The sequence below is a fragment of the Sphingomonas aerolata genome, assembly GCF_023935825.1.
GTDB lineage: Bacteria > Pseudomonadota > Alphaproteobacteria > Sphingomonadales > Sphingomonadaceae > Sphingomonas > Sphingomonas aerolata.
Genome location: NZ_CP098762.1, coordinates 2,285,637 through 2,306,878, shown reverse-complemented (window position 1 = coordinate 2,306,878; position 21,242 = coordinate 2,285,637). Strand labels below are relative to the sequence as shown.

The 21,242-nt window shown below is 66.0% G+C and carries 17 protein-coding genes; 9 read left to right on the top strand and 8 right to left on the bottom strand.

Annotated features, from left to right (window positions below):
* Window positions 1-134 precede the first annotated feature (134 nt).
* Complete coding sequence (locus tag NEF64_RS10520; protein WP_252573705.1) at window positions 135-893, top strand: tyrosine-type recombinase/integrase; 759 nt, start codon at window positions 135-137, stop codon at window positions 891-893.
* A 55-nt stretch (window positions 894-948) separates the two neighbouring features.
* Here the strand turns inward: NEF64_RS10520 and NEF64_RS10515 are convergent, their stop codons facing one another.
* The 5 genes from NEF64_RS10515 to NEF64_RS10495 all read right to left on the bottom strand — a co-directional run bounded on the left by NEF64_RS10515 (window position 949) and on the right by NEF64_RS10495 (window position 6,001).
* The gene (locus NEF64_RS10515; protein ID WP_056408216.1) at window positions 949-2,211 is read right to left on the bottom strand and encodes an N-succinylarginine dihydrolase; all 1,263 of its coding nucleotides are present in this window, start codon (window positions 2,209-2,211) and stop codon (window positions 949-951) included.
* Window positions 2,211-3,254: an arginine N-succinyltransferase gene (locus NEF64_RS10510; RefSeq protein ID WP_056408219.1), complete on the bottom strand. Its 1,044-nt coding sequence runs from the start codon at window positions 3,252-3,254 to the stop codon at window positions 2,211-2,213. The genes NEF64_RS10515 and NEF64_RS10510 overlap by 1 nt, the downstream gene beginning before the upstream one ends.
* Before the next feature lie 10 nt (window positions 3,255-3,264).
* Entirely contained in the window at window positions 3,265-4,470 is a 1,206-nt protein-coding gene (locus NEF64_RS10505; RefSeq protein WP_056408222.1) for a hydrolase, read from the bottom strand.
* A gap of 38 nt (window positions 4,471-4,508) precedes the next feature.
* Window positions 4,509-5,342: a DUF481 domain-containing protein gene (locus tag NEF64_RS10500; protein ID WP_235516489.1), complete on the bottom strand. Its 834-nt coding sequence runs from the start codon at window positions 5,340-5,342 to the stop codon at window positions 4,509-4,511.
* 164 nt (window positions 5,343-5,506) lie between these two features.
* On the bottom strand, window positions 5,507-6,001 hold the full coding sequence (locus NEF64_RS10495) for an RNA pyrophosphohydrolase (RefSeq protein ID WP_031396547.1): 495 nt from the start codon (window positions 5,999-6,001) through the stop codon (window positions 5,507-5,509).
* A 215-nt stretch (window positions 6,002-6,216) separates the two neighbouring features.
* Between NEF64_RS10495 and NEF64_RS10490 the strand changes: the two genes are divergently transcribed.
* The 3 genes from NEF64_RS10490 to NEF64_RS10480 are packed head-to-tail and all read left to right on the top strand — an operon-like array spanning window position 6,217 to window position 9,825.
* Entirely contained in the window at window positions 6,217-7,146 is a 930-nt protein-coding gene (locus NEF64_RS10490; RefSeq protein WP_031396546.1) for a histone deacetylase family protein, read from the top strand.
* A gap of 9 nt (window positions 7,147-7,155) precedes the next feature.
* Window positions 7,156-8,520 (top strand): cryptochrome/photolyase family protein, encoded by a 1,365-nt coding sequence (locus NEF64_RS10485; RefSeq protein ID WP_056408228.1) that lies wholly within the window; start codon window positions 7,156-7,158, stop codon window positions 8,518-8,520.
* A gap of 57 nt (window positions 8,521-8,577) precedes the next feature.
* Window positions 8,578-9,825 carry an SAM-dependent methyltransferase gene (locus tag NEF64_RS10480; RefSeq protein WP_081877810.1) on the top strand — a complete coding sequence of 416 codons (1,248 nt, stop codon included), beginning with the start codon at window positions 8,578-8,580 and terminating at the stop codon, window positions 9,823-9,825.
* Between the two features lie 25 nt (window positions 9,826-9,850).
* Here the strand turns inward: NEF64_RS10480 and NEF64_RS10475 are convergent, their stop codons facing one another.
* The gene (locus tag NEF64_RS10475; protein WP_031396542.1) at window positions 9,851-10,561 is read right to left on the bottom strand and encodes an SDR family NAD(P)-dependent oxidoreductase; all 711 of its coding nucleotides are present in this window, start codon (window positions 10,559-10,561) and stop codon (window positions 9,851-9,853) included.
* A 17-nt stretch (window positions 10,562-10,578) separates the two neighbouring features.
* The gene (gene purF, locus NEF64_RS10470; RefSeq protein ID WP_037527979.1) at window positions 10,579-12,036 is read right to left on the bottom strand and encodes an amidophosphoribosyltransferase; all 1,458 of its coding nucleotides are present in this window, start codon (window positions 12,034-12,036) and stop codon (window positions 10,579-10,581) included.
* Window positions 12,037-12,169: 133 nt separating this feature from the next.
* On the opposite strand from purF, the gene hisI reads away from it, so the two are divergent.
* From hisI to NEF64_RS10450, 4 genes are read left to right on the top strand one after another with little or no spacing between them, the layout of a single operon-like run.
* Window positions 12,170-12,532: a phosphoribosyl-AMP cyclohydrolase gene (gene hisI / locus NEF64_RS10465; protein WP_056408232.1), complete on the top strand. Its 363-nt coding sequence runs from the start codon at window positions 12,170-12,172 to the stop codon at window positions 12,530-12,532.
* Entirely contained in the window at window positions 12,529-13,032 is a 504-nt protein-coding gene (locus tag NEF64_RS10460) for a hypothetical protein (RefSeq protein ID WP_235516459.1), read from the top strand. The genes hisI and NEF64_RS10460 overlap by 4 nt, the downstream gene beginning before the upstream one ends.
* A 32-nt stretch (window positions 13,033-13,064) precedes the next feature.
* A complete protein-coding gene (locus NEF64_RS10455) occupies window positions 13,065-13,517 on the top strand; it encodes a MerR family transcriptional regulator (RefSeq protein ID WP_031396539.1) in 453 nt (150 codons plus the stop codon).
* A 3-nt stretch (window positions 13,518-13,520) separates the two neighbouring features.
* A complete protein-coding gene (locus NEF64_RS10450) occupies window positions 13,521-15,323 on the top strand; it encodes an acyl-CoA dehydrogenase C-terminal domain-containing protein (RefSeq protein WP_056408234.1) in 1,803 nt (600 codons plus the stop codon).
* Between the two features lie 137 nt (window positions 15,324-15,460).
* Here the strand turns inward: NEF64_RS10450 and NEF64_RS10445 are convergent, their stop codons facing one another.
* A complete protein-coding gene (locus NEF64_RS10445) occupies window positions 15,461-18,535 on the bottom strand; it encodes a TonB-dependent receptor plug domain-containing protein (RefSeq protein ID WP_082446993.1) in 3,075 nt (1,024 codons plus the stop codon).
* Window positions 18,536-18,872: 337 nt separating this feature from the next.
* Here NEF64_RS10445 and NEF64_RS10440 point away from each other — a divergent pair, with 337 nt between their 5' ends.
* Window positions 18,873-21,233, top strand: a complete 2,361-nt coding sequence (locus tag NEF64_RS10440) for a PAS domain-containing sensor histidine kinase (RefSeq protein ID WP_056408241.1) — start codon at window positions 18,873-18,875, stop codon at window positions 21,231-21,233.
* Window positions 21,234-21,242 lie beyond the last annotated feature (9 nt).

Here is a 21,242-nt window from a genome sequence, read left to right as displayed (position 1 = left end):
CCGCCGCTCCGGTCAATGGAGTTTGGAGGAAGCTATGCGGCGCTGATGGGCCACCGCAATCGGAAGACGAAGTCGACCCTCGTAACGGTCCCGGTTCTCGTCGACATGTACCAGCGCGGGCCGCCTACGGCGCCTTGGCGCAGTCGTCGCGCAAGCTGTACGACATCTATCTTCGCCGCCTGGAGCGGGCGCTGCCGACCGCCCCGGTCAACGGCATCACCCGCGGCGACATGCGGACGGTGCTGGACAAGATGGCCGCAACGCCGGGCGCGGCAAACGCATTCCTCAGGACGAGCGGCGCGCTATTCGCCTGGGCCGTCGATCGCGAGCACATCGCGAAGAACCCGTGCGACGGAATTACGATGATGGATGGCGGGGAACACGAGCCTTGGCCGCAGCATGTGCTGCGCGCGGTTCTCGCTGCCGAAGACCCCATGGTGCGCCTGCTCGCGCATCTGCTCTACTACACCGCGCAGCGCCTCGGCGACGTGCTTAGAATGACTTGGTCGGATGTTGCTACCGATCGCGTCGAGGTCCGCCAAGACAAGACGAAGAAGCGACTAAGCATCCCGGTCCATAGCGCGCTGAGCGCGGAGCTTGCGAAGCACGAGCGGGTGGAGGGCGCGATATGCCGGACGCCGCGCGGCGCGCCGCTGCGGGACGACAACGCCCGCAAGATGCTTAAGGCTTTCTCGGCCACTGCCGGCGCGCCCAGCGTACCGCACGGCCTGCGCAAGAACGCCGTGATCGCGCTGCTCGAGGCCGGGTGCTCAACCGCCGAGACCGCATCGGTCAGCGGCCAATCGCTGCAGATGGTCGAGCATTACGCCCGACAGCGCAACCAATCGACGCTCGCCGATGCCGCCCTTGCGCGGTGGGAGAGCAAACCGTGAACGTACAAACAGTGGAAAACTCTGCTCGCGACTCGCGCAATTCTGCCAACTCGGGTTATTTGTCAATTAACCCGACAAGATCGAGGGCCTCGAGCAAGGCACGATGCGCGGCCTCGATCCGGGCGACGAGCGCCGCGTCGCCGATCGCATTCGCGTCGACCGTCTCGGGCCAGTGCTCGGTGACGAGGCCGGCGATACGGTCGAGGCTGGCGTGATCGACAAGGAAACTTGGATCGACCGTCCGGGGGTCGGCGACGACCCGCAGGCGCAGGCAGGCGGGGCCGCCGCCATTGGCCATCGATTCGCGGACGTCGACGATCTCGAGTGCGCGGATCGGTCCGTTGCCCGCGACATGCTCGCTCAGCCAGCGCCAGACCGGTGCGTTGCTCCGCGCTTCCTCGGGCAGGATCAGCGTCGTGCCCGCGGCGCGCGAGACGAGCTGCGCGTTGAAGAGATAGGATCTGACTGCGTCTTCGAGGCTGACGCGGGCGCTGGGCACCTCGACGATCTCGACCGAGGGCATCAGCCGCCGCAAATCTTCATAGAAGCGGTCCGCGTTGGCAAAGGCCTGCTCGTGCGTAAACAGCACGGTCTCGTTGGCGACGGCGACCACGTCGTTGTGGAACGCGCCTGCCGCGATCGCCGCATCAGACTGGCGGACGAACAAGGTCCGCGCGGGGTCGAGCCCGTGCCGGCGCGCGATCGCCTCGCTGGCCTCACGGTGCTGGCGCGCGGGAAATGGGCCGCCGGCTTCGCCATAGACGAAGATTTCGACGCCCGGTGCGCCGTGGGCTTCGCACAGTCGCATGTGGTTGGCCGCGCCCTCGTCGCCGAACGGCAGCGGGACGGGCGGGTGCACCGCGAAGGCCGGGTCGGCGAAGGCGATACGCAGCTGCGCGAGCGTTGCTGGCCATTCGTGGCTGCGGTGCGGCATCGTGCCGAGGTTCGCGACGCTCAGGTGGCAGCGCCCGTCCGCGGTATCAGGGCCGGGCGATACGGTCGCGGCATTGGCCGCCCACATTGCCGAGGCCGAAATCGCCTGCGCCTGCAGATGCCTTGGTGCCTCTGCATACCTGGTCGCGAGCGAATCGAGCCAGCGATGGTCGGGGCGGGGGTGGGGGAGGAGGATCCCCTGCACCAACCCGAGGTCGAGGTTCGCGCGCATCTTCGCGATTCCCTGCAGCGCGGCGGCGCGGGGCCGTGCGACAGCGCCCGCATTACGGGTCGCGGCCAGATTGCCGGGGCTCAGCCCAGCGTAATTGTGGCTGGGACCGATCAGGCCGTCGAAATTGATCTCGACGAGGTTGGCGCCGCACATCAGAGGCGCGCCACGTGGAGGACGGATGCGCCTTCGCTGACGTCCAGCGCCGCTGCACAGCCTTGCGACAGGGCGATGCCATCGGCCACCGGGCGGATGGCACCGAACGCGCACCGGAAGTCTGCCAGCGTACCCGTCGCGACCAGCGCTTCGGTCGTTACGTCGCTGGCGGGCAGGGTGTCCGCAATCGTCACGACCTGGGCCGTGCGCGCATCCGCGATCGACCGCACCTTGTCCGTGCGCGCTGTCATCGTCGGTCCGCCGTCGAAGATGTCGACATAATTCTCGAACGCGAACCCCTCATTCTCGAGCATCCGCATTGCCGCCCGGCCGGAGGGGTGCGGCAAGCCGATCGCGGCACGCGCGGTCTCGGACAGCATCGCGGTGTAGATCGGATGTTTCGGCATCAGATCGGCGATGAACTGATGCCCGTTGATCGCATTGAATTGATCGGCGTCCTGGAAATTCATTCCAAAAAACCGCCCCGCCAGACCGTCCCAGAACGGCGAACCACCCGCCTCATCGATGATCCCGCGAAGCTCGGCGAGAATACGGTCGGCAAACCGCGCGCGATGCGCCTTGATGAAGAGATAGCGGCTGCGCGCAAGCAACAGGCCCAGCCCGCCGGCCCGCTCGCCCGGATGCAGGAACAGGCCGCCGACCTCGCTCGACCCCTCGAGATCGGTGGCGAGGCTCAGCATGTCGGCGCGGAAGGTTCGCGAGAGCTCGCGGCTGTGCTGCGTCAGCGTGCCGATCCGGTAGCTGTAGAAGGGCCAGCTCTGACCGACATGCGTGAACAGCTGGCATGTGCCGCGGACCTCCCCCGTCATGCGATTCTCGAGAACGAGGACGAACAGCTCGTCGCTGACCACGCCGTCCTCGGCAGGTGCGGTCCGTGCGAAGGCGGCGTGGCTGCGTTCGAGCTTGGCGCGCAGCGCGCGGCGATCGGGGGGCAGGTTGGTAAAGCCCCCGCCGGTCAGCTTGGCCATCTCGTACAAGGGCTGGAGGTCGCTATCGACCGCCGCGCGGATCCGGAAACTCACAGATGCGTCCTCATAAGCCGTTCTCGCAGATTCGCAGGATGGTGACCGCGGACAGCGCCGCCCGCTCGGTCAGACTCTCGGGGATCATGAATTCGTCCGGCGAATGGATCGCGCCGCCGCGCACCCCCATGGTGTCGACGACCGGCACGCCAGCCGCCGCGATGTTGTTGCCGTCGCACACGCCCCCGGTTGCTTTCCAGGCGATGTCCAGGCCAAGGTCCGCGCCGCTCGCCTTGACCAGCGCGAACAAGTTCGCGGCCCCCGTATCGATCGGCTTGGGCGGACGATTGAACCCGCCATGGACCGCAATCCGGACGTCATGCTCGGCCGCCACCGTCGCGACGACGGCGTCGATATGCGCGCGGGCCTGGGTGATGTCGTCGTGTGTCGCCGGGCGGAAGTTGATGCGCAGCACGGCGACGTCGGGAACGACGTTGTTGGGACCTCCGCCATCGATCCTTGCGGGATTGACGGACAGCCCGGGCCTGCGGACCTCTGACAGCCGGACCGCGATGTCGGCGGCCGCGACCAGCGCGTTGCGGCCCTCCTCGGGATTGCGGCCGGCGTGTGCGCTCCGGCCGCGGACGGTGATCGAGAAATTGCCAGTGCCACCGCGTGCGCCGGCCAGCGTGCCGTCAGCAAGCGCCGGCTCGTAGGTCAGGGCTGCAATCTTCCCTTGCGCCGCGCGTGCGAGCAAGGCGGCGGACGAGAAGGAGCCGGTTTCCTCGTCCGAGTTGATCACCACGTCATACCCGATCCGCCGACCCAGCGGGCTGGCCTCGATCGTCTTGAGCGCGGCCAGCATCACCGCAAGCCCGCCCTTCATATCGGCGACGCCGGGTCCGTTGATCGTGCCATCCGGCAGATTCCGCAATGTCTGGAACATGTGCTCGCGGGGATAGACCGTGTCCATGTGACCGGTGAACAGCATCCGCATCGCGGCATCCGGGCGAACGCGAAGATGGAGATGCCGGCCGTGGTCCAGTGGGTTGATGGTCCCGTCGGTCGCTACGCTATCGGCCGGTTCGGGCTCGACGAGTGTGATATCGCCGGGAAGACACGAAAACGCGTCGGCGAGCAGCCCCGCCATCGTCGCCAGCCCCTCAAGGTTGCGCGTGCCGCTGTTGACCGCGGCCCAGCTTTCCACCTGCTGCAGCATCGCGGCCGCATCAAGCCTGGCGACCGCGCCTGTTTCGTCGTGCGAAAGTCCTCTCATCCCCCGACCCTAGCCTCGCGCGGCGCGGGGGGGAACCGTCAGAAGCTGTAAACCAGCGCGGCACGGCTGGTCGTATCGGTCGTCATCGATCCCGCCGGCGGTTCGCTTTCATATTGAACGGCATAGGACAGCGAAGCCGAGAGCGGACCGATCAGTTTCGCGGTCAGTGAGGTGGTTCCACCGAGCGTGCTGTTGAACCGCTGGACATAGGCAGACGCAACCTGGGTAACCGACAGGCCGTTGGTGATCCTCCAGCTGAAATTCAGCGTCCCGCGCCCGGCGATCGCGCTCTGGTTCGTGTTGTCCGTGAAGTCGGTGTTCCGATATGCCGGCCCCAATTCGAGATCGAGCTTGGTCCTCGCCGATTTCAGCACGCTGTACCCGCCGCCGACCGAGACCGAATAGCGATTGTTATAGCCGAGGAACCGATCCCCTTCATACTGCGCCGCGCCATAGATATAGGCGCGGTCGTCGATCTTGTAGTTGGGTTCGTAGGAGGCGAGATAATGCTCTCGCACGGCGACATTCTGGTTTTCCTGGTAATCCGCCTGGGCGTGAAATTTCTGCCGCCACCGCAGGCCTTCGCGGGTCAGGTCGACGACCGCAGTACCGCCGGCCGTGTCCGAATTGCCGGTCGTGAGATAGCCGCCGACTTCGGCGCGGCCGCTCCAGAGGTCGAGGAAGCTCGCCTGACGGATGACCTGTGTGCGTTGGGCGGCGCGATCGGCCTTCCATTTTTCCGCGATTGCCAGAACCGCGTCGCCGCTGAGCGGGTCGGCCGCGCGGGCATATTTGACGATTGTCGAGACATCGCTCTCATTACCCGCATCGAGTGCGGCATCGAGCATCGCCCGAATATTTTCGGGAATCATCACGGTCTGGGCGATGGCGGGCGCGGGGGCCAATGCCGTCACCAGGAGGCCGGCGAGAAGCGGGAGACGGAAACAGCGCATAATCGGGTCAAAATCGCGACAGGAGGAGGGGCTGGATCGGCACACAGGGTTCCGTAGCGTCACCACGCCGCGTTGGGAACGGTTCAGCGCGGTCCGCTTGCGCCGAGATGTGGCGCGAAGGCGGCAAGTACCTCCTCGTAGAGGCGCTTCTTGAACGGGACGATCACTGCCGGAAGTTCGGCGGGGTCGATCCAGCGCCAGGCATCGAATTCCGCATGCTCGGTGTCGATCGCGATATCCCCGTCATCGCCGTGGAAGCGGTAGAGGAACCAGCGCTGCCGCTGGCCGCGCCACCGGCCCTTCCAGACCTTGCCGAGAAGTTCGGGGGGAAGATCGTAGACGAACTCGCCCGGGGCCTGCGCGATAAGCGTGACCTTGTCGGGTGAAACGCCGGTTTCCTCGCCCAGTTCGCGAAGGGCCGCGGTCTCAGGGTCCTCGCCGGGGTCGATCCCGCCCTGCGGCATCTGCCACGCGTCGAGCGTCGAGTCGCTGCGGCGGCCCACGAACACCCGGCCCGCTCCGTTGATCAGCATGATGCCCGCGCAGGGACGATAGGGCAGGGTGGTCGGATCGGACATCCCTGCCCATTCGGGTGTTTCCTGACCGTCTGCAAGCCCGAAGACGGTCGAGCCGCGCCACGCGATCATGCATCCTCCGAAAGGACCCCGCGTTGAGCGAAGGACATGGTGGTCGGGTATGATAGGAGCAGGGGGATGAGGCGGACCTTGGTGAAGTGGCAGGGTTTGTCCGCGCCGTCGACGATCGGCGCGGATCAATCGTGCGGTCGGTCGCGATGATCCATGTCGTCCACCATCCCGATTATGTGACCCCGGCGCCCGCCCGGTCGACCTATCGCTGGAACAAGAATGGGCTCATCCGCGATCTGCTGCGCGCGCATGGCAGCGCGGTGGCCTGGCACGAGCCGCGCGCGACGCCGCGCGAATGGCTCGAGGCGGTCCATGAGCCGGGCTATGTCGCCGAGGTTCTTGAAGCCCGCGTGCCGCCCTTGAAGGAACGCAGGATCGGTTTTCCGGTCAGCGCCGCCGTTGCCCGCCGCGCCGCGATCGTTCCCGACGGCACCTGGGTCGCAGCAGTCCTCGCACTGCGCCACGGCTTTGCCGCCAATACCGCCGGCGGCAGTCATCATGCGCTTGCCGATACGGGCGCGGGCTACTGCGTGTTCAACGATCTCGCCGTCGCCGCGGTCCGCCTGGTCGAGGAGGGCAGCGTCGAGCGGGTCCTGGTGGTCGATTGCGACGTCCATCAGGGCGATGGCACCGCCGCCCTGCTCGCGGGCCGGCCGGGGATCGCCACCTATTCGATTCATGCGGACAAGAACTTTCCGGTTCGAAAAGCGCAGTCGACGCTCGACGTACCGCTGCCTGACGGCGTCGACGATGCCCAGTATCTGGCGACGCTGGAAGAGACGCTGGTCCCGCTGCTCGATTCCTTTGGCGCCGACCTGATCCTGTATCAGGCGGGGGTGGATCCCTTTGCAGGAGACCGGCTCGGCCGGCTGTCGCTGACGCTCGACGGACTGGTACGACGCGAACGCCTGATCGCGCGGCTGGCGATCGAGCGCGGCATCCCGCTGGCGAGCACCGTCGGCGGCGGCTATGGCGACGACGCGCTCGCCATTGCCGAGCGCCATGTCACTGCGATCATGACACTTGGTGCGGCATTCGAGGATGCCAAGGGAACCGCAACGGCCTCCAAAGTGTAGCAGCAGGCGATGACAACACCCGTACTTCTCTGGCTTCGCCAGGACCTTCGCCTGCATGATCACCCGGCGCTTGTTGCCGCCACGCAGGAAGGGCCGGTGATCCCCGTCTATATCCTCGATGACGACGCGCCCGGCGACTGGGCGATCGGTGGTGCCCAGCGCTGGTGGCTCCATCACAGTCTCGAGGCGTTCGCCAAGTCGCTCAACAAGAAGGGCTCCCGCCTCGTTCTGCGGCGCGGCGATGCGGTCTCGACGCTGCGGTCGCTGATGACGGAAACGGGCGCGGAGCGGGTGTTCGCGACGCGCCAGTACGAGCCGTGGTGGCGCAAGGCCGAGGATGCGCTCGGCGATGCAATCTGCCTCCACGATGGCAACCAGCTGGCCCTGGTCGAGAGCGTGACGACCGGAGCAGGCGGGCAGTTTCGCGTTTATTCGTCGTTCTGGAAAGCACTGTCGCAGATGATGCCGCCACCGGAACCGGTGGCGATGCCGCGCAAGATCGATGCGCCGGAGACGTGGCCCGAATCGAACGCACTGGACAGCTGGAAGCTGTTGCCGACCAAGCCCGACTGGTCGGATGGCTTTTCCGACTGGCGCCCCGGCGAGGATGCCGCGCGGAAGGCGGTGGCGCGGTTCGCGGACGTCGCCGACGATTACGACCACGACCGCAACATCCCCTCGACCGAAGGGACGTCCCGGCTGTCGCCGCATCTTCATTTCGGCGAGATCAGTCCCCGCCAGGTCTGGCATGCCGTGTCAGGGCATGGCGACGGCGTCACGACGTTCCGCAAGGAAGTGGCGTGGCGGGATTTCACGCAAGGCGTGGTGCTGGCGCTCCCCGATTATGCCCGCCGCAACGGAAGGCCGGCGTTCGATGCGCTGCCATGGCGCACCGGCAAGGCGGCGGCGTCCGATCTGAAAGCCTGGCAGACCGGTCGGACGGGCTATCCGATCGTCGATGCAGGGATGCGGCAGCTCTGGGCGACGGGCTGGATGCACAATCGCGTCCGGATGATCACGGCGAGCTTCCTCGTCAAACATCTGCTGCTCGACTGGCGCGAGGGCGAACGCTGGTTCTGGGACTGCCTGGTCGATGCGGATTACGGCAACAACTCGGTCAACTGGCAATGGGTCGCGGGCACGGGGGTCGATTCGAACATGTTCGGCCGGATCATGGCGCCGCTGTCGCAGTCGGAAAAATTCGATGCGGGCGACTATATCCGCCAATGGGTGCCGGAACTCGCCAAGGTTACGGGCGACGCGATCCATGACCCGGACGAGTCCGGGTGCCGGCCGCGCGACTATCCCGCCAAGATCATCGGTCACCGCGAGGCACGCGAGCGCGCGCTCGAGGCCGGGCGGCACGCGCGCTGACGCCTTTTGGCACGCGCCTCTTTCCTAGGTGGCGACGCTGTTGCATGGAGCGCCGCGATGACCGCCGCTTATGCCTTTGACGACGCCGCTACAGGGCGCGCAACCAGTGCCGCACGCCTGACCGCGCCGATATTTCACCGCCTGCTCGACCGGATCGATGCAGGACTCGAGAGCGGCGGTATCGAGGCAAGCTTGCCCGACGGCACCCGCCGTTTGCTGGGAGGGCGTGCACTCGGCCCGATGCCGATCGTCACCGTCCATCGCTGGCGGGCGCTGGTGCGGTTGGCGACGGCCGGATCGGTCGGCTGGTATGAAGGCTGGACCGCGGGCGACTGGTCCAGTCCCGATCCGGTCCCGCTGTTCGACCTGTTCATGCGCAACCGTATCTCCCTGGGCCGGACGGCGCGATCGGGTGGGGTTGCGCGACTCTCGGCCCGCGCTTGGCACTGGATGCGACGCAATCACCGCACGGGATCACGGCGTAATATCGCCGCGCACTATGATCTCGGCAACGACTTCTACGAGACGTGGCTCGATCCCAGCCTGACCTATTCGAGCGCGCTGTTCGCCGAGCCGATCAGCGAGGCCGAACCGCTCGAGCACGCCCAGACGACGAAGCTCCAGGCGATTTTCGACAGGACGGGTACGCAGCCCGGTGACCGGATCCTCGAAATCGGCTGCGGCTGGGGGTCCTTCGCGACCCTTGCCGCGCAGTCCGGTGTCGACGTGCACGGCCTCACCCTGTCGACCGAGCAGAAGCGACAGGTCGACGCGCGCATGGCCGAGGCGGGGCTGACCGGAGTGACGGTCTCGCTGACCGATTACCGCGACGTCGTCGGCACTTATGACGCGGTGGCCAGTATCGAAATGGTCGAGGCGGTGGGCGAGGCCTATTGGCCGGCCTATCTCGACGCGGTCGCGCGGGCGCTGAAACCCGGCGGCCGCGCCGCGCTTCAATATATCACGATCGACGATGCAATCTTCGGAGCCTATTCGACGAGCGTCGACTTCATCCAGCGCTACGTGTTTCCCGGCGGCATGCTGCTGTCCGAGCCGCGGTTCCGCGCTCTGGCGGAGGCGCGCGGGTTGACGTGGGAGGATCAACGCAGCTTCGGGCTGCACTATGCAGAGACATGCCGGCGTTGGCGGGTCGCGTTCGACGCCGCCGTCGCGCAAGGGCGTCTGCCGGCAAGGCTTGACGCGAAGTTCGTCGCGCTATGGCGCTATTACCTGATGTATTGCGAGGGCGGGTTCCGCGGTGGCGGTATCGACGTCGCACAGGTGACGCTGGTGAAGCGACGCTGATCGTCCCCCCCGCAAGGGGAAGGATTTAGGCGACGCGCTCAAAATGGCCGGGTTCGAACCCGTCGACAGCCAGCGCGACGATACGGGCAGCGACGACCTGCGGATCCTTGACCGAGTTCGGATCCTCGCCCGGATAGGCGCGTGCGCGCATCTTGGTGCGGGTCGCGCCGGGATCGACGATAGCGGTGCGTATGCCGCTGATCTCGGCCATCTCGTCCCCGTAAGCGCCGAGCAGCGTCTCGAACGCCGCCTTGGAGGCACCGTACAGCCCCCAATAAGCGCGCGGCTTGCGGCCGACGCTCGACGTGACACCGATCACGCGCGCCGACTTCGCCTTTTTCAGCATCGGATCGAACGCAGCGATCAGCGCCGCCTGCGCGCTGACGTTAAGCGTCAGGACCTGCGCCATTTCCTTCGGATCGATCGCCGGGACCGACGACAGCGATCCCAGCATGCCCGCATTCAACACGAGGATGTCGAGCGCATCCCAGCGATCACCGATCGCGCTGGCGAGCCGGCCGATCGCCTCGCTCTCGGCGAGGTCGAGCGGCGCGATCGTCGCAGAGCCACCGGCGTCATGGATCGCTGTCTCGACCTCTTCGAGGCCGCCCGGCGTGCGCGCGGTCAGAACCACATGCGCGCCCTTTGCAGCGAGCGCGATCGCGGTGGCGGCGCCGATGCCGCGGCTTGCACCGGTGACCAGCGCAAGCCGGCCTTCGAGAGGCTTGTCGGTCATTCTAGCTCCAGGACTTGTCAGATGACGCGTTCGGCGAGCATCGCGAACTGATCGACCTCGGCGCCCTCGTCATGATCGGTCAGCGTGGTCGGGTAATCGCCGGTGAAGCAGGCATCGCAATATTTCGGTCGGATATCCGCGCGCTTGGCCTCACCGAGCGCCTTGTACAGCCCGTCGATCGAGATGAAGTTGAGGCTGTCGGCGTGGATGAAGCCCGTCATGCCGCCCAGATCGAGCTTGGCTGCGAGCAGCTTGGCCCGCTCCGGCGTGTCGACTCCGTAGAAGCAGGAGTGGCGGGTCGGCGGGCTCGCGATGCGCATATGGACTTCGGCCGCGCCCGCCTCGCGCATCATCTGCACGATCTTGAGCGAGGTCGTGCCTCGGACGATCGAATCATCGACGAGGATGACGCGCTTGCCCTTGATCAGCGCGCGGTTGGCATTGTGCTTCAGCTTCACGCCGAGATGCCGGACCTTGTCGCCCGGCGAGATGAAGGTGCGACCGACATAATGCGAGCGGATGATGCCGAGCTCGAACGGAATCCCCGACTGCTGCGCATAGCCGATCGCCGCGGGGGTGCCCGAATCGGGGACCGGGATGACGAGATCGGCATCGACCGGCGATTCGATAGCGAGCTGCGCGCCGATCGCTTTCCGCACCGAATAGACCGAATGATCGTCGACGATCGAATCGGGGCGCGAGAAATAGACCCATTCGAAGATGCACGGCCGCGCCGCCATCGGCGCGAACGGGCGGATCGAGCGGATCTCGGACCCCTGGACGATCACGAGTTCGCCCGGCTCGACCGCGCGGACGAAGGTCGCGCCGACGACGTCGAGCGCGACCGTTTCGGACGCAAAGATCACCGCGTCGCCAAGCTTGCCCATGACGAGCGGCCTGATGCCCAGTGGATCGCGGCAGGCGATCATGCCCTCGGGCGTCATCACGATGAGCGAATAGGCACCCTCGACCTGCTTTAGCGCATCGATGAAGCGGTCGAGCAGCGTGCGATAATTCGATGTTGCGACAAGGTGGATGATCGTCTCGGTATCGCTGGTCGACTGGAAGATCGAGCCGCGACGGACGAGTTCACGACGCAGCCGCATCGCGTTCGAGATATTGCCGTTATGCGCGATCGCGAAACCGCCCGTCGACAGCTCGGCGTACAGCGGCTGGACGTTGCGGAGCGCGGTCTCGCCAGTCGTCGAATAGCGGACATGCCCGCAGGCCACCGTGCCGGGCAGCGCGCGAATCACGTCGTCGCGATCGAAGTTCCCGGCGACATGCCCCATCGCGCGGTGCGTATGGAAATGCGCGCCATCGAACGTCGTTATGCCGGCGGCTTCCTGCCCGCGATGTTGCAGCGCATGGAGGCCCAGGGCGACAAGCGCCGCCGCGCCGTCGGTGGCCGAGACGCCAAACACCCCGCATTCTTCACGGAGTTTGTCGTCATCATAAGGGTTTGTGGTCAGCATGCCGGGTCTCACGTCGTGCGGAGCATGCCCTATAGTCGCGGTTCACGCGTTTGTCGCCTCCTTGTAATAACATTGCGCAATGGGTTTGATCTCTCGCGTCGCTTCGCGCCCGCTTTCTGGTATGTCCCCGGGCATGACACACAGCCGCGACACGGGCCTGACGCTCGATCCGAAGTTCGATTTCTCCGGCTTGCTGACGGCGGTCGTCACCGACCGCGTGTCGGGCGATGTCTTGATGGTGGCGCACATGAATGCCGACGCGCTGGCGCAGACCCAGGCGACCGGAGAAGCGCATTTCTGGTCGCGGAGCCGGCAGGCCTTGTGGCGAAAGGGGGAAACGTCGGGCAATGTGCTGCGCGTCGCCGAACTCCGGATCGACTGCGACCAGGACGCGATATGGGTGATCGCCGATGCTGCGGGTCCGGCCTGCCACACCGGCGAACGTACCTGTTTTTTCCGGCGTATAGAGGGTGATGGCCTGGTGACCGCCGAATGAGCCACAGGCGTGGTGGGCTCATGCTCCTGCTGTCGCTACTGGCCGGATGCGACGGTGCGTCGACGAGCATCACCAATACCGAGAGCACGCCCGGTTCGCGGCTCGAGGCGGCGGCGCGGAGCGCGGGTATCGTTGGTGATCCCGGTGCCGCGCTTCAGGGCTCCTGGGCGCGCGATACCGACCGGATCTGCATCATTGGGACCGAGCGGGTCAGCCGGATCGGCGTCAGCGTCGATTATGGCGAAGCTCAGAGCTGCGCTGCATCGGGGACAGTCGAGCGCTCCGGCGAGCGGCTGCAGATGACGTTCGGCAAATGCGCATTCGATGCGCGGTTCGACGGGGATCGCATCACCTTCCCCGCCGACATGCCCGAAGCGTGCGAAGCGCTGTGTGCGGGACGCGCCTCGCTTGCCGCGGTGACGGTCGATCGGTTGAGCGAGTCGCGGTCCGAGGCGGCCACGCTGCGTTCGAAGGCGGGCAAATTTCTATGCCGAGATTGACGTTGACGTAAACGAGAGCTAAATGTTTCGGCATGGCGACCAGAGCATCCCCGGCAGAACGGGCATCTCCCGAATCCTATGCGGTGATCGAACCGCGGCATGATCGCGACCATTTCACGATATCGGATCTGTCGAGCGAGTTTGACGTGACCGCGCGCGCGCTTCGCTTCTACGAAGACGAAGGGCTGATCGCACCCGAGCGACGGGGCACCCAGCGTATCTACTCGCACCGTGACCGTGCACGGCTCGCATGGATCCTGCGCGGCAAGCGTGTGGGCTTCAGTCTGGGCGAGATCCGCGAGATGATCGACCTCTACGACGTCGGCGACGGGCGTCGTGCGCAGCGTCAGGTCGTGATCGAACGCAGCCAGTCGCGGATCGCGCTGCTGACCGCGCAGAAGCGGGATATCGACGCCGCCATCGACGAACTTACCAATTTCGTGGCCCTTCTCGAAGTCGGCCGCGCCAACGACCAGCAAGGATAGACCATGCCCCAATATACGCCCCCCGTCCGCGACACGCGCTTCGTCCTCGAACAGGTCGTCGGCCTCGACCGCTACAGCAACCTGCCGGGCTTCGACGCGGCTTCCCCCGACGTCGTCGACGCGGTGCTGGAAGAGGGCGGAAAATTCGTCGCCGAAGTCCTGTTCCCGCTCAACCTGTCGGGTGATCAGCAGGGCTGCACCCGCCACGAGGACGGATCGGTCACGACGCCCGACGGCTTCAAGGAGGCGTACAAGCAATATGTCGAGAGCGGCTGGGCGACGCTTGGCAACCAGCCCGAATATGGCGGGCAGGGGATGCCGCACGTCGTCTCGACCGCGTTCCAGGAATACATGATCTCGTCGAACATGGCGTTCGCGATGTATCCCGGTCTGACGCATGGCGCGATCGCCGCGCTGGTCGCCAAGGGATCGGACGCGCAGAAGGCGATGTACGTGCCGAAGATGGTGTCGGGCGAATGGGGCGGGACGATGAACCTGACCGAGCCGCAGTGCGGCACCGATCTGGGCCTGATCCGCACCAAGGCCGAGCCGCAGGCGGACGGCTCCTATGCGATCACCGGCACGAAGATCTTCATCTCGAGCGGTGAGCATGACCTGACCGAGAACATCATCCACCTCGTCCTCGCCAAGACGCCGGGCGCGCCCGACAGTTCGAAGGGCATCTCGCTATTCGTGGTGCCGAAGGTCCTCGTCAACGAAGACGGTTCGCTCGGCGATCGCAACGGCGTCACCTGCGGCTCGATCGAGCACAAGATGGGGATCCACGCCAACTCGACCTGCGTGATGAACTACGACTCGGCGACCGGCTGGCTGGTCGGCGAGGAGATGAAGGGCCTCGCCGCGATGTTCATCATGATGAACGCGGCGCGTCTGGGCGTCGGCCTTCAGGGGCTGGGCGTGGCCGAGGTCGCGTACCAGAATGCGGTGCAATATGCGCAGGACCGTCGCCAGGGCCGCGCGCTGACCGGGCCGAAGGAGCCGCAGGAAAAGGCGGACTCGCTGTTCGTCCATCCTGACGTTCGCCGCATGCTGATGGAAGGCAAGGCGATGACCGAGGGGTTGCGCGCGCTGATCCTTTGGACCGCGCTCCAGGGCGATCTCGAGCATAACGCCGCGACCGAGGAAGAGCGCCAGCTGGCGGGCGACATGATCAGCCTGTTGACCCCGGTCATCAAGGGCTATGGCACCGACAAGGGCTATGAGATCGCGACCAACGCGCAGCAGGTCTATGGCGGTCATGGCTACATCGCCGAATGGGGCATGGAGCAATATGTCCGCGATGCGCGGATCGCGATGATCTACGAAGGCACCAACGGCGTGCAGGCGATGGATCTGGTCGGCCGCAAGCTGGCGCAAAACGGCGGTCGCGGGATCCAGGCGTTCTTCAAGCTGGTCGCGGACGACGTTGCGGCGGCCAAGAGCGATCCGGCGACGGCGGCATTTGCCGAGGCGCTGGAAAAGGCGAACGGCCAGCTTCAGGCGGCGACAATGTGGTTCATGGCGAACGGCATGAAGAACCCTGAGAATGTCGGCGCCGGTGCGGTCAGCTACATGCATCTGATGGGGATCGTCGCGGTCGGCGCGATGTGGCTGCGGATGGCGGTTGCCGCCACCAAGCTGAAGGCGGCCGGTGAGGGCGAGGCGGCGTTCCTCGACGCCAAGCTGATCACTGCGCGTTTCTATGCCGAGCGGATCCTGCCCGACGCGGGCGCGCTGCGTCGCAAGATCGAGGGTGGCGCGGAGTCGCTGATGGCGTTGCCGCCGGAGATGTTCATGGCGGCGTGATCGCCATCCTCCAGACGTGAAGGGCGCGGGCATCGGGATATCCTCCCGCGGCCCGCGCCCTTTTTTTGTCCATGTCGCTCGGACAAAAAAGGGGAGCCGTTGCCGGCTCCCCTCCTGAGGTACGATGTGTCCGGGGATCAGAAGTTGATCCGGACACCTGCATAATAGCGGCGGCCGAGCGGATCATAAGTGCCCGCATCGGTATCCTGGCCGGCCGACGCGCCGATATCGGCGAGATAGGGCGGCTTGTTATTGAGCAGGTTCGACCCGCCGACGTAGAATTCGAAGCCGTCGTTCGTCTGGAAGCGGATCTGCGAGTCCAGGTAGAATTGCGGACGGACGCGGTACAGCGGATTGGTACCCGGGCGGGCGCCGGTCAACTGGTCGTCAAGGCTTGCCTGGCTCATCCAGGTGCCCGTCGTCGTAAAGCCGACACCATCGATGTCATAGGACAGGTTCGTCGTAAACCGGTCGCGCGACGCACCGATCTCACCCGCGAAATAGTCACGATCCGCATCGGGCAGGGGCACCGTGTAGCCCGAGATCAGATGCGTGTATGAGCCTCGCAGACCAAGTGTGCCGGCGAGACCGATATCGGCGAGATCCTGGCGATAGGTGATGACCGTATCGATGCCCTGGGTCTTGACGCCACCGCTGTTGAGGAAGCTGGTCGTCAGCTGGTCGAGCGACCCGGCGCTGTTCGGCCCGAGCGCGGCCGCACGGCGCGTGATCTGGCTGCAATAATCCGAATTGCCCTGCTGGTAGCACTGGTTGACGATGTATTGCAGCGGCGTCTGGACGATCGCATCCTTGATCCGGATGTTGAAGTAATCGACCGTGACGACGAGGTTGCGCAGCGCTCGGACCGAACGCGGGTTGATCACCATGCCCGCGGTGAAGGAATCGCCCTTCTCTTCTTGGAGGTTGCGATTGCCCGCCTCGAAGCTGGTGACGCCCTGGATATCGGCCTGGTTCGCGGCGAACGCGCCGCCGTTCGCCGCGATGTTGGCGAGCACGCCGGACGCGGCACGGCAGGTCGTGCCGAGCGTTCCGGCCGTCGCCGCGGTCACGCCGATGCAGGGATCGTTGACGCTTGGGAAATTCTGCTGCGGAGCCTGGAACAGCTCGTTGATGTTCGGCGCACGCACCGACCGCGCCTGCATCACGCGGAAGCGGATATCCTCGACCGGTGCCCATTCGCCGCCGAAATTGTAGCTGTAGGTGGTGCCGACGGTCGAATAGTCGGAGACGCGGATCGCGCCGCGGACGCTCAGCGACTGGAAGAACGGCTTGTCCTGGATGATCGGCGCGACGACTTCGCCGAACCCTTCCCAGAGATGGAAGCGTCCTGCCGTCGATGGCAGGGCGTTGTTGCCGTTCAGGCCCTGCTGGGTGAGCAGATCGAAATCGTTGCGGCTGCTCTCGCGACGATATTCGGTGCCGACGCTGAAGCCGATTGGGTCGGCGCCGAACAGCGAGAAGAGCTTGCCCGATACGTTACCGCCGGCAACCGTCTGCGTGACCTTCGTGCTGAGCGTGGTCGGCACGGCGAGATAGCCGGCCGCCGGTGCGAGCGCGCCCGCGCCATAGATGTTGGCGGGGACGCAACCGGCCGCGCGCGCAGCGGGGTCGGCGCAGACGATCTGGCCGGTCGCCGGATCGCGATAGGAATTGAGCGCCTGGAAGAAGTTCGCGGTGTTGAACTGGCCGGTCCCGACCTGGTCTTCCTTGGTCTGGCCGTAAACGCCGTACACTTCATAGTTGAAGCGGTCGTCGAGGAACTTGCCATTGGCCCCGCCCGCGATGCGGAACAGGTCGCGGCTGACACGGCTCGTGCGCGGGCCGAAATCGGCGAGGCGGCGGTCGAAATAGATGTCCTTCAGACCGTCACCCTGACCCGTGTTACCAATCGGGGTGTCAATCGCGCTATTGTAGATAGCGTCGGGGACAAACGGATTACGGTAAAGGACACCCCCGACAATTGTCTCAATCGGGATCTGGCCCGAATTGCGCGGGTTGCTGAAGGTCGAGTCAAGCGGGAACGCCTCGATGACCGTGCTCACCTTGGTCTTGGCATAGTTGCCCTCGACGAACAGGTTGAGTGCGGGCGACACTTCGAAGTTCGCGCGGCCGGCGGCAACGTAGCGCTCGACCGGTACCGCGAGGTAGCGGAAGTCGGACCGGTTGAAACCGTCTGGGCCTGCGACAGTGCCATCGGCGTTGACGCAGCCAGCGGTGCCATTGGCCGACTCGCAATTGCGCAGCGCGCCGTCCTGCCCATAGGTGAAGGTGCTGTCGCCGGCATAGTAACGACCCTGCGGTGCGAAGCCCGAGAGATATGGCCGCTCTGGGGTGAACAGATCAGCGTCGTTATCCGTCACATAGGCGCCGCGGCTGGTCGAATCGACCGCGCTCGAGCCCGCTTCGGTGTAGCGGTCGCGCTTCAGCACGGTGCCCTGCTTCGAATAACCACCGAACAGCATGATGTTGCCGCGGCCATCGGCAAAGTTCTTGCCGACCAGCGCGTTGACCTGGCGGTCGAAGCCATCGCCATATTGCGACATGCCGACTTGGCCGTCGAGCTGGATGCCGTCGAACTTCGTCTTGTAGATCATGTTGACGACACCCGCGACCGCGTCGGACCCGTAGACGGCCGACGCGCCGCCGGTCAGGACGTCAACGCGCTCGAGGAACTGCGTCGGAATCACGTTGAGATCGACCGCGCTGCTGCCCGGAAGGCCCGAGACGAAGCGGCGGCCGTTGACGAGGACCAGCGTGCGGTCCTCGCCAAGGTTGCGCAGATTGACCGTCGCTACGCCCGCGCCCTGCGTCGCGAAGCTCGAATTGGTGCGGCTGACGCCCGGCGTACCGAATGCCGGATTCTGGAGCAGGACGTCCTGTACGTTGATCGCGCCGGCCTGCTGGATCTGCGCGATGCCGACGCTCTGGAGCGGCGAGGCGGCGGTGGCCGACGGCGATGCGATGCGCGAGCCGGTCACGACGATCTCGCCTGCCGGCGCTTCTGTAGCACCCTGCGGGTTCTGATCCGTCGCGGTCTGGGTTGGGGTTGCCGGCTCCAAAGCCTCTGCCTGAGCGGCTGCCTCGGGCGTGGCCGCAGGCGTCGCCGGCGCGGTTTGTGCGGCAGCGGGGAGCGTGGAAACCGCAACGAGGAGGCTCGTGGCGAGCAGACTGCGACGATAGACTGGGGTCATTTAATACTCTCGACTGAAACATTCCGACGAAGGGGCAAAGCCGCTGACCTTCGTCGATGCGCCGCCGTTAGGCCGCGCGGCGCGGCCCGATCCACTCGATTGAGACGAATAGGATCGTTTTTTTACAATGTGTTTCATCCTTGCAACAGTCTGGAGGGATTGGGTTTCCAGCGCCTCGGGCTGACGCGCCGGAGCCGCCAAGCGTGCAGGTGAGGCACCCGATCAGCCGTATGCGATTTCCCGATCGCCGTCTTCCCCCGGGGGGCGCTGTTGGCGTAGACGGAGCCATGGCGGTTACCGTGTTTCCCGATCCCGTTGCGAAGAGTGTCTCCGGGACATGACGGTCCCCGGAACATGGGCGACCGTTCTGGCGGGCGTTGCGACGCTGCTGCTGCTCGGGCTTGGCGGGCTGCTGCTGTTCCTGGGATTGCGCGCGCGCGCCGGGGTCGCGACGACCCTTGCCGAGAATGCGACGATGCGCGCGTTGCTCGATGGGTCGCCAGCCGTCGCGACGGTCGTCCGCTCGGATGGACGAGTGGAAATGCCGCAGCGGATGGCGGACTGGCTGGGTATTTTAGCGCCACGCTATCTGATGGATCTGGCGGGTGAGGAATCCGGGCTTTCACCCGAGGATGCTGCCGCGCTGACCGCCGATGTGACCGCTGCACAGCGTTCGGGCCGGCCCTTCGTCCGTGCCGTCCGCCCCGTCGGTTCGACGCGGGCCATCACGCTGCGCGGCGCGCGCGCGCCCGGTGCGATGGGGGCAACCGGCAGCATCCTGATCTGGGCGTTCGATGCAACGGACAGCGAATCCGAGATCAAGCGCCTCGGCACCGAGACGGCGCGGCTTGGTGCCGCCTATGAGGCGCTGACCGGGCTGATCGAAGCGGCGCCGCTGCCGATGTGGTACCGGGCGCGCGATCTCAGGCTGTCGATGGTCAATTCCGCCTATGTCGCGGCCGTCGAGGGCCAGGATGCGCAGGACGTGGTCGCGCGCGGCCTCGAACTCGTCGAGGGATCGGGGCGCGGCGGGCCGCTGGCGGGTGCCGCCGCGGCGCGTGAGCAGGGGCGGCCGCACCAGCAGGTCCTGCCCGCGACGATCGATGGTGCCCGTCGGTCGCTCCAGATCTACGACGTGCCGCTGCCGACCGGCGGGGTGGCGGGCTTTGCGATCGACATCGAGGATCTCGAGCAGGCGCGCTCGGGCGCCAAGCGCTTTGCCGAGGCGCAGCGGGCGATGCTCGACCGGTTGTCGGCGGGGGTAGCGCAGTTCGGTGGCGACCGCGGCCTGGTCTTCTGCAACCAGCCGTTCCGGCGCATGTTCGCGATGCGGGCGGAGTGGCTCGCCGACCGTCCCGAATTCGACCGCGTGCTCGAACGGATGCGCGAAGCGGACCGGCTCCCCGAGGTGCGCGACTTTCCGGCATGGAAGGCCGAACGTCGCGCATGGTTCATGCAGACCGGGACCATGCCGAACGGCGGCGCGAGCGAGGAGATCTGGCATTTGCGCGGCGGTACGCATTTGCGCGTTGTCGCCCAGCCCTTGCCCGATGGCGGGCTGTTGCTGATCTTCGAGGATCGCACCGAGCATGTCCAGCTCGCCAGCGCCCGCGACACGCTGCTTCGCGTCCGTACCGCCACCTTCGACAACCTGTTCGAGGCGCTCGGCGTGTTTGCCGCCGATGGGCGGCTGCAATTGTGGAACAACCGGTTCAGGGTGCTGTGGGGCCTCGAGGAGGAATTCCTTGCCGGCCATCCGCGTGTCGACGTCTTTGCGGATGCGGCAGCGGGCAAGTTGATGACGCCCAACCGGTCGGCGCTGATCCCCGATCTCGTGCGATCGGCGACTGCCGGACGGCAGCAGCGTGGGGGCCGCGTTGCCTTTGCCGACGGCCGGCATTTCGAATTCGCGGGTGTCCCGCTGCCCGACGGCAACGCGCTGTTCACGATGCTCGACATCACCGACAGTCGGCGTGCGGAGCAGGCCTTGCGCGAACGCGCGAACGCGCTCGAGGCGGCGGACAAGGTGAAGACGGCGTTCGTCGCGAACATGAGCTATGAACTTAAGACGCCGCTGACGTCGATCAGTGGTTTCGCCGAGATGCTGCACGGTGGCTATGCCGGCCCAATGAGCGAACAGGCCGGGGGGTATCTCGAGGCCATTCTCGAATCGGTCGAGCGGCTCGGGCTGCTCGTCGACGACGTGCTCGACCTGACCCGGACCGAGAGCGAGAGCACCGAGATGGTGCGCACCGATGTCGAGCTGGCGGTGGTCGCCCGCGCCGCGGCAGGCTCGATCCAGGCTACCGCGCGGCGCCGCAAGCTCGACTTCGCGATCGAGATCGGGCGCTCGACCGGGCGTATCTGCGGCGATCCCAAGCGACTGCGCGAGATCGTCGAACATCTGCTGCGTCACGCGGTGGCCGGTACGCCCGAGGGGGGGCGGATCCTCCTGCACGCCGACGGCAACGCGACGCATGCGCGGATCGTCGTGTCGGATGACGGCGCGGGGATGAGCGCGGAAGGTGTCGCGCATGCGTTTGACCGGTTCGCCGAATCCAAGACGATCGGCGATCGTGCGCTCGGGCTCGGGCTGCCGCTCGCCAAGCAGTTCGTCGAGGCGCATAACGGCACGATCGATCTCGTATCCGAACCCGGAAACGGCACGCTGATCACGGTCGAACTGCCGCGGAGATGATCATCGCTT

Bases quoted from the DNA above. Each gene is read 5' to 3' on its own strand.
- NEF64_RS10460 (WP_235516459.1), top strand. From the start codon at position 12,529: ATGAGCCACAGGCGTGGTGGGCTCATGCTCCTGCTGTCGCTACTGGCC.
- purF (WP_037527979.1), bottom strand. From the start codon at position 12,036: ATGCTGACCACAAACCCTTATGATGACGACAAACTCCGTGAAGAATGC.
- NEF64_RS10455 (WP_031396539.1), top strand. From the start codon at position 13,065: ATGGCGACCAGAGCATCCCCGGCAGAACGGGCATCTCCCGAATCCTAT.
- NEF64_RS10490 (WP_031396546.1), top strand. From the start codon at position 6,217: ATGATCCATGTCGTCCACCATCCCGATTATGTGACCCCGGCGCCCGCC.
- NEF64_RS10480 (WP_081877810.1), top strand. From the start codon at position 8,578: ATGACCGCCGCTTATGCCTTTGACGACGCCGCTACAGGGCGCGCAACC.
- NEF64_RS10515 (WP_056408216.1), bottom strand. From the start codon at position 2,211: ATGTGCGGCGCCAACCTCGTCGAGATCAATTTCGACGGCCTGATCGGT.
- NEF64_RS10450 (WP_056408234.1), top strand. From the start codon at position 13,521: ATGCCCCAATATACGCCCCCCGTCCGCGACACGCGCTTCGTCCTCGAA.
- hisI (WP_056408232.1), top strand. From the start codon at position 12,170: ATGACACACAGCCGCGACACGGGCCTGACGCTCGATCCGAAGTTCGAT.
- NEF64_RS10495 (WP_031396547.1), bottom strand. From the start codon at position 6,001: ATGTCCGATCCGACCACCCTGCCCTATCGTCCCTGCGCGGGCATCATG.
- NEF64_RS10440 (WP_056408241.1), top strand. From the start codon at position 18,873: ATGACGGTCCCCGGAACATGGGCGACCGTTCTGGCGGGCGTTGCGACG.
- NEF64_RS10500 (WP_235516489.1), bottom strand. From the start codon at position 5,342: ATGATTCCCGAAAATATTCGGGCGATGCTCGATGCCGCACTCGATGCG.
- NEF64_RS10445 (WP_082446993.1), bottom strand. From the start codon at position 18,535: ATGACCCCAGTCTATCGTCGCAGTCTGCTCGCCACGAGCCTCCTCGTT.
- NEF64_RS10475 (WP_031396542.1), bottom strand. From the start codon at position 10,561: ATGACCGACAAGCCTCTCGAAGGCCGGCTTGCGCTGGTCACCGGTGCA.
- NEF64_RS10485 (WP_056408228.1), top strand. From the start codon at position 7,156: ATGACAACACCCGTACTTCTCTGGCTTCGCCAGGACCTTCGCCTGCAT.
- NEF64_RS10505 (WP_056408222.1), bottom strand. From the start codon at position 4,470: ATGAGAGGACTTTCGCACGACGAAACAGGCGCGGTCGCCAGGCTTGAT.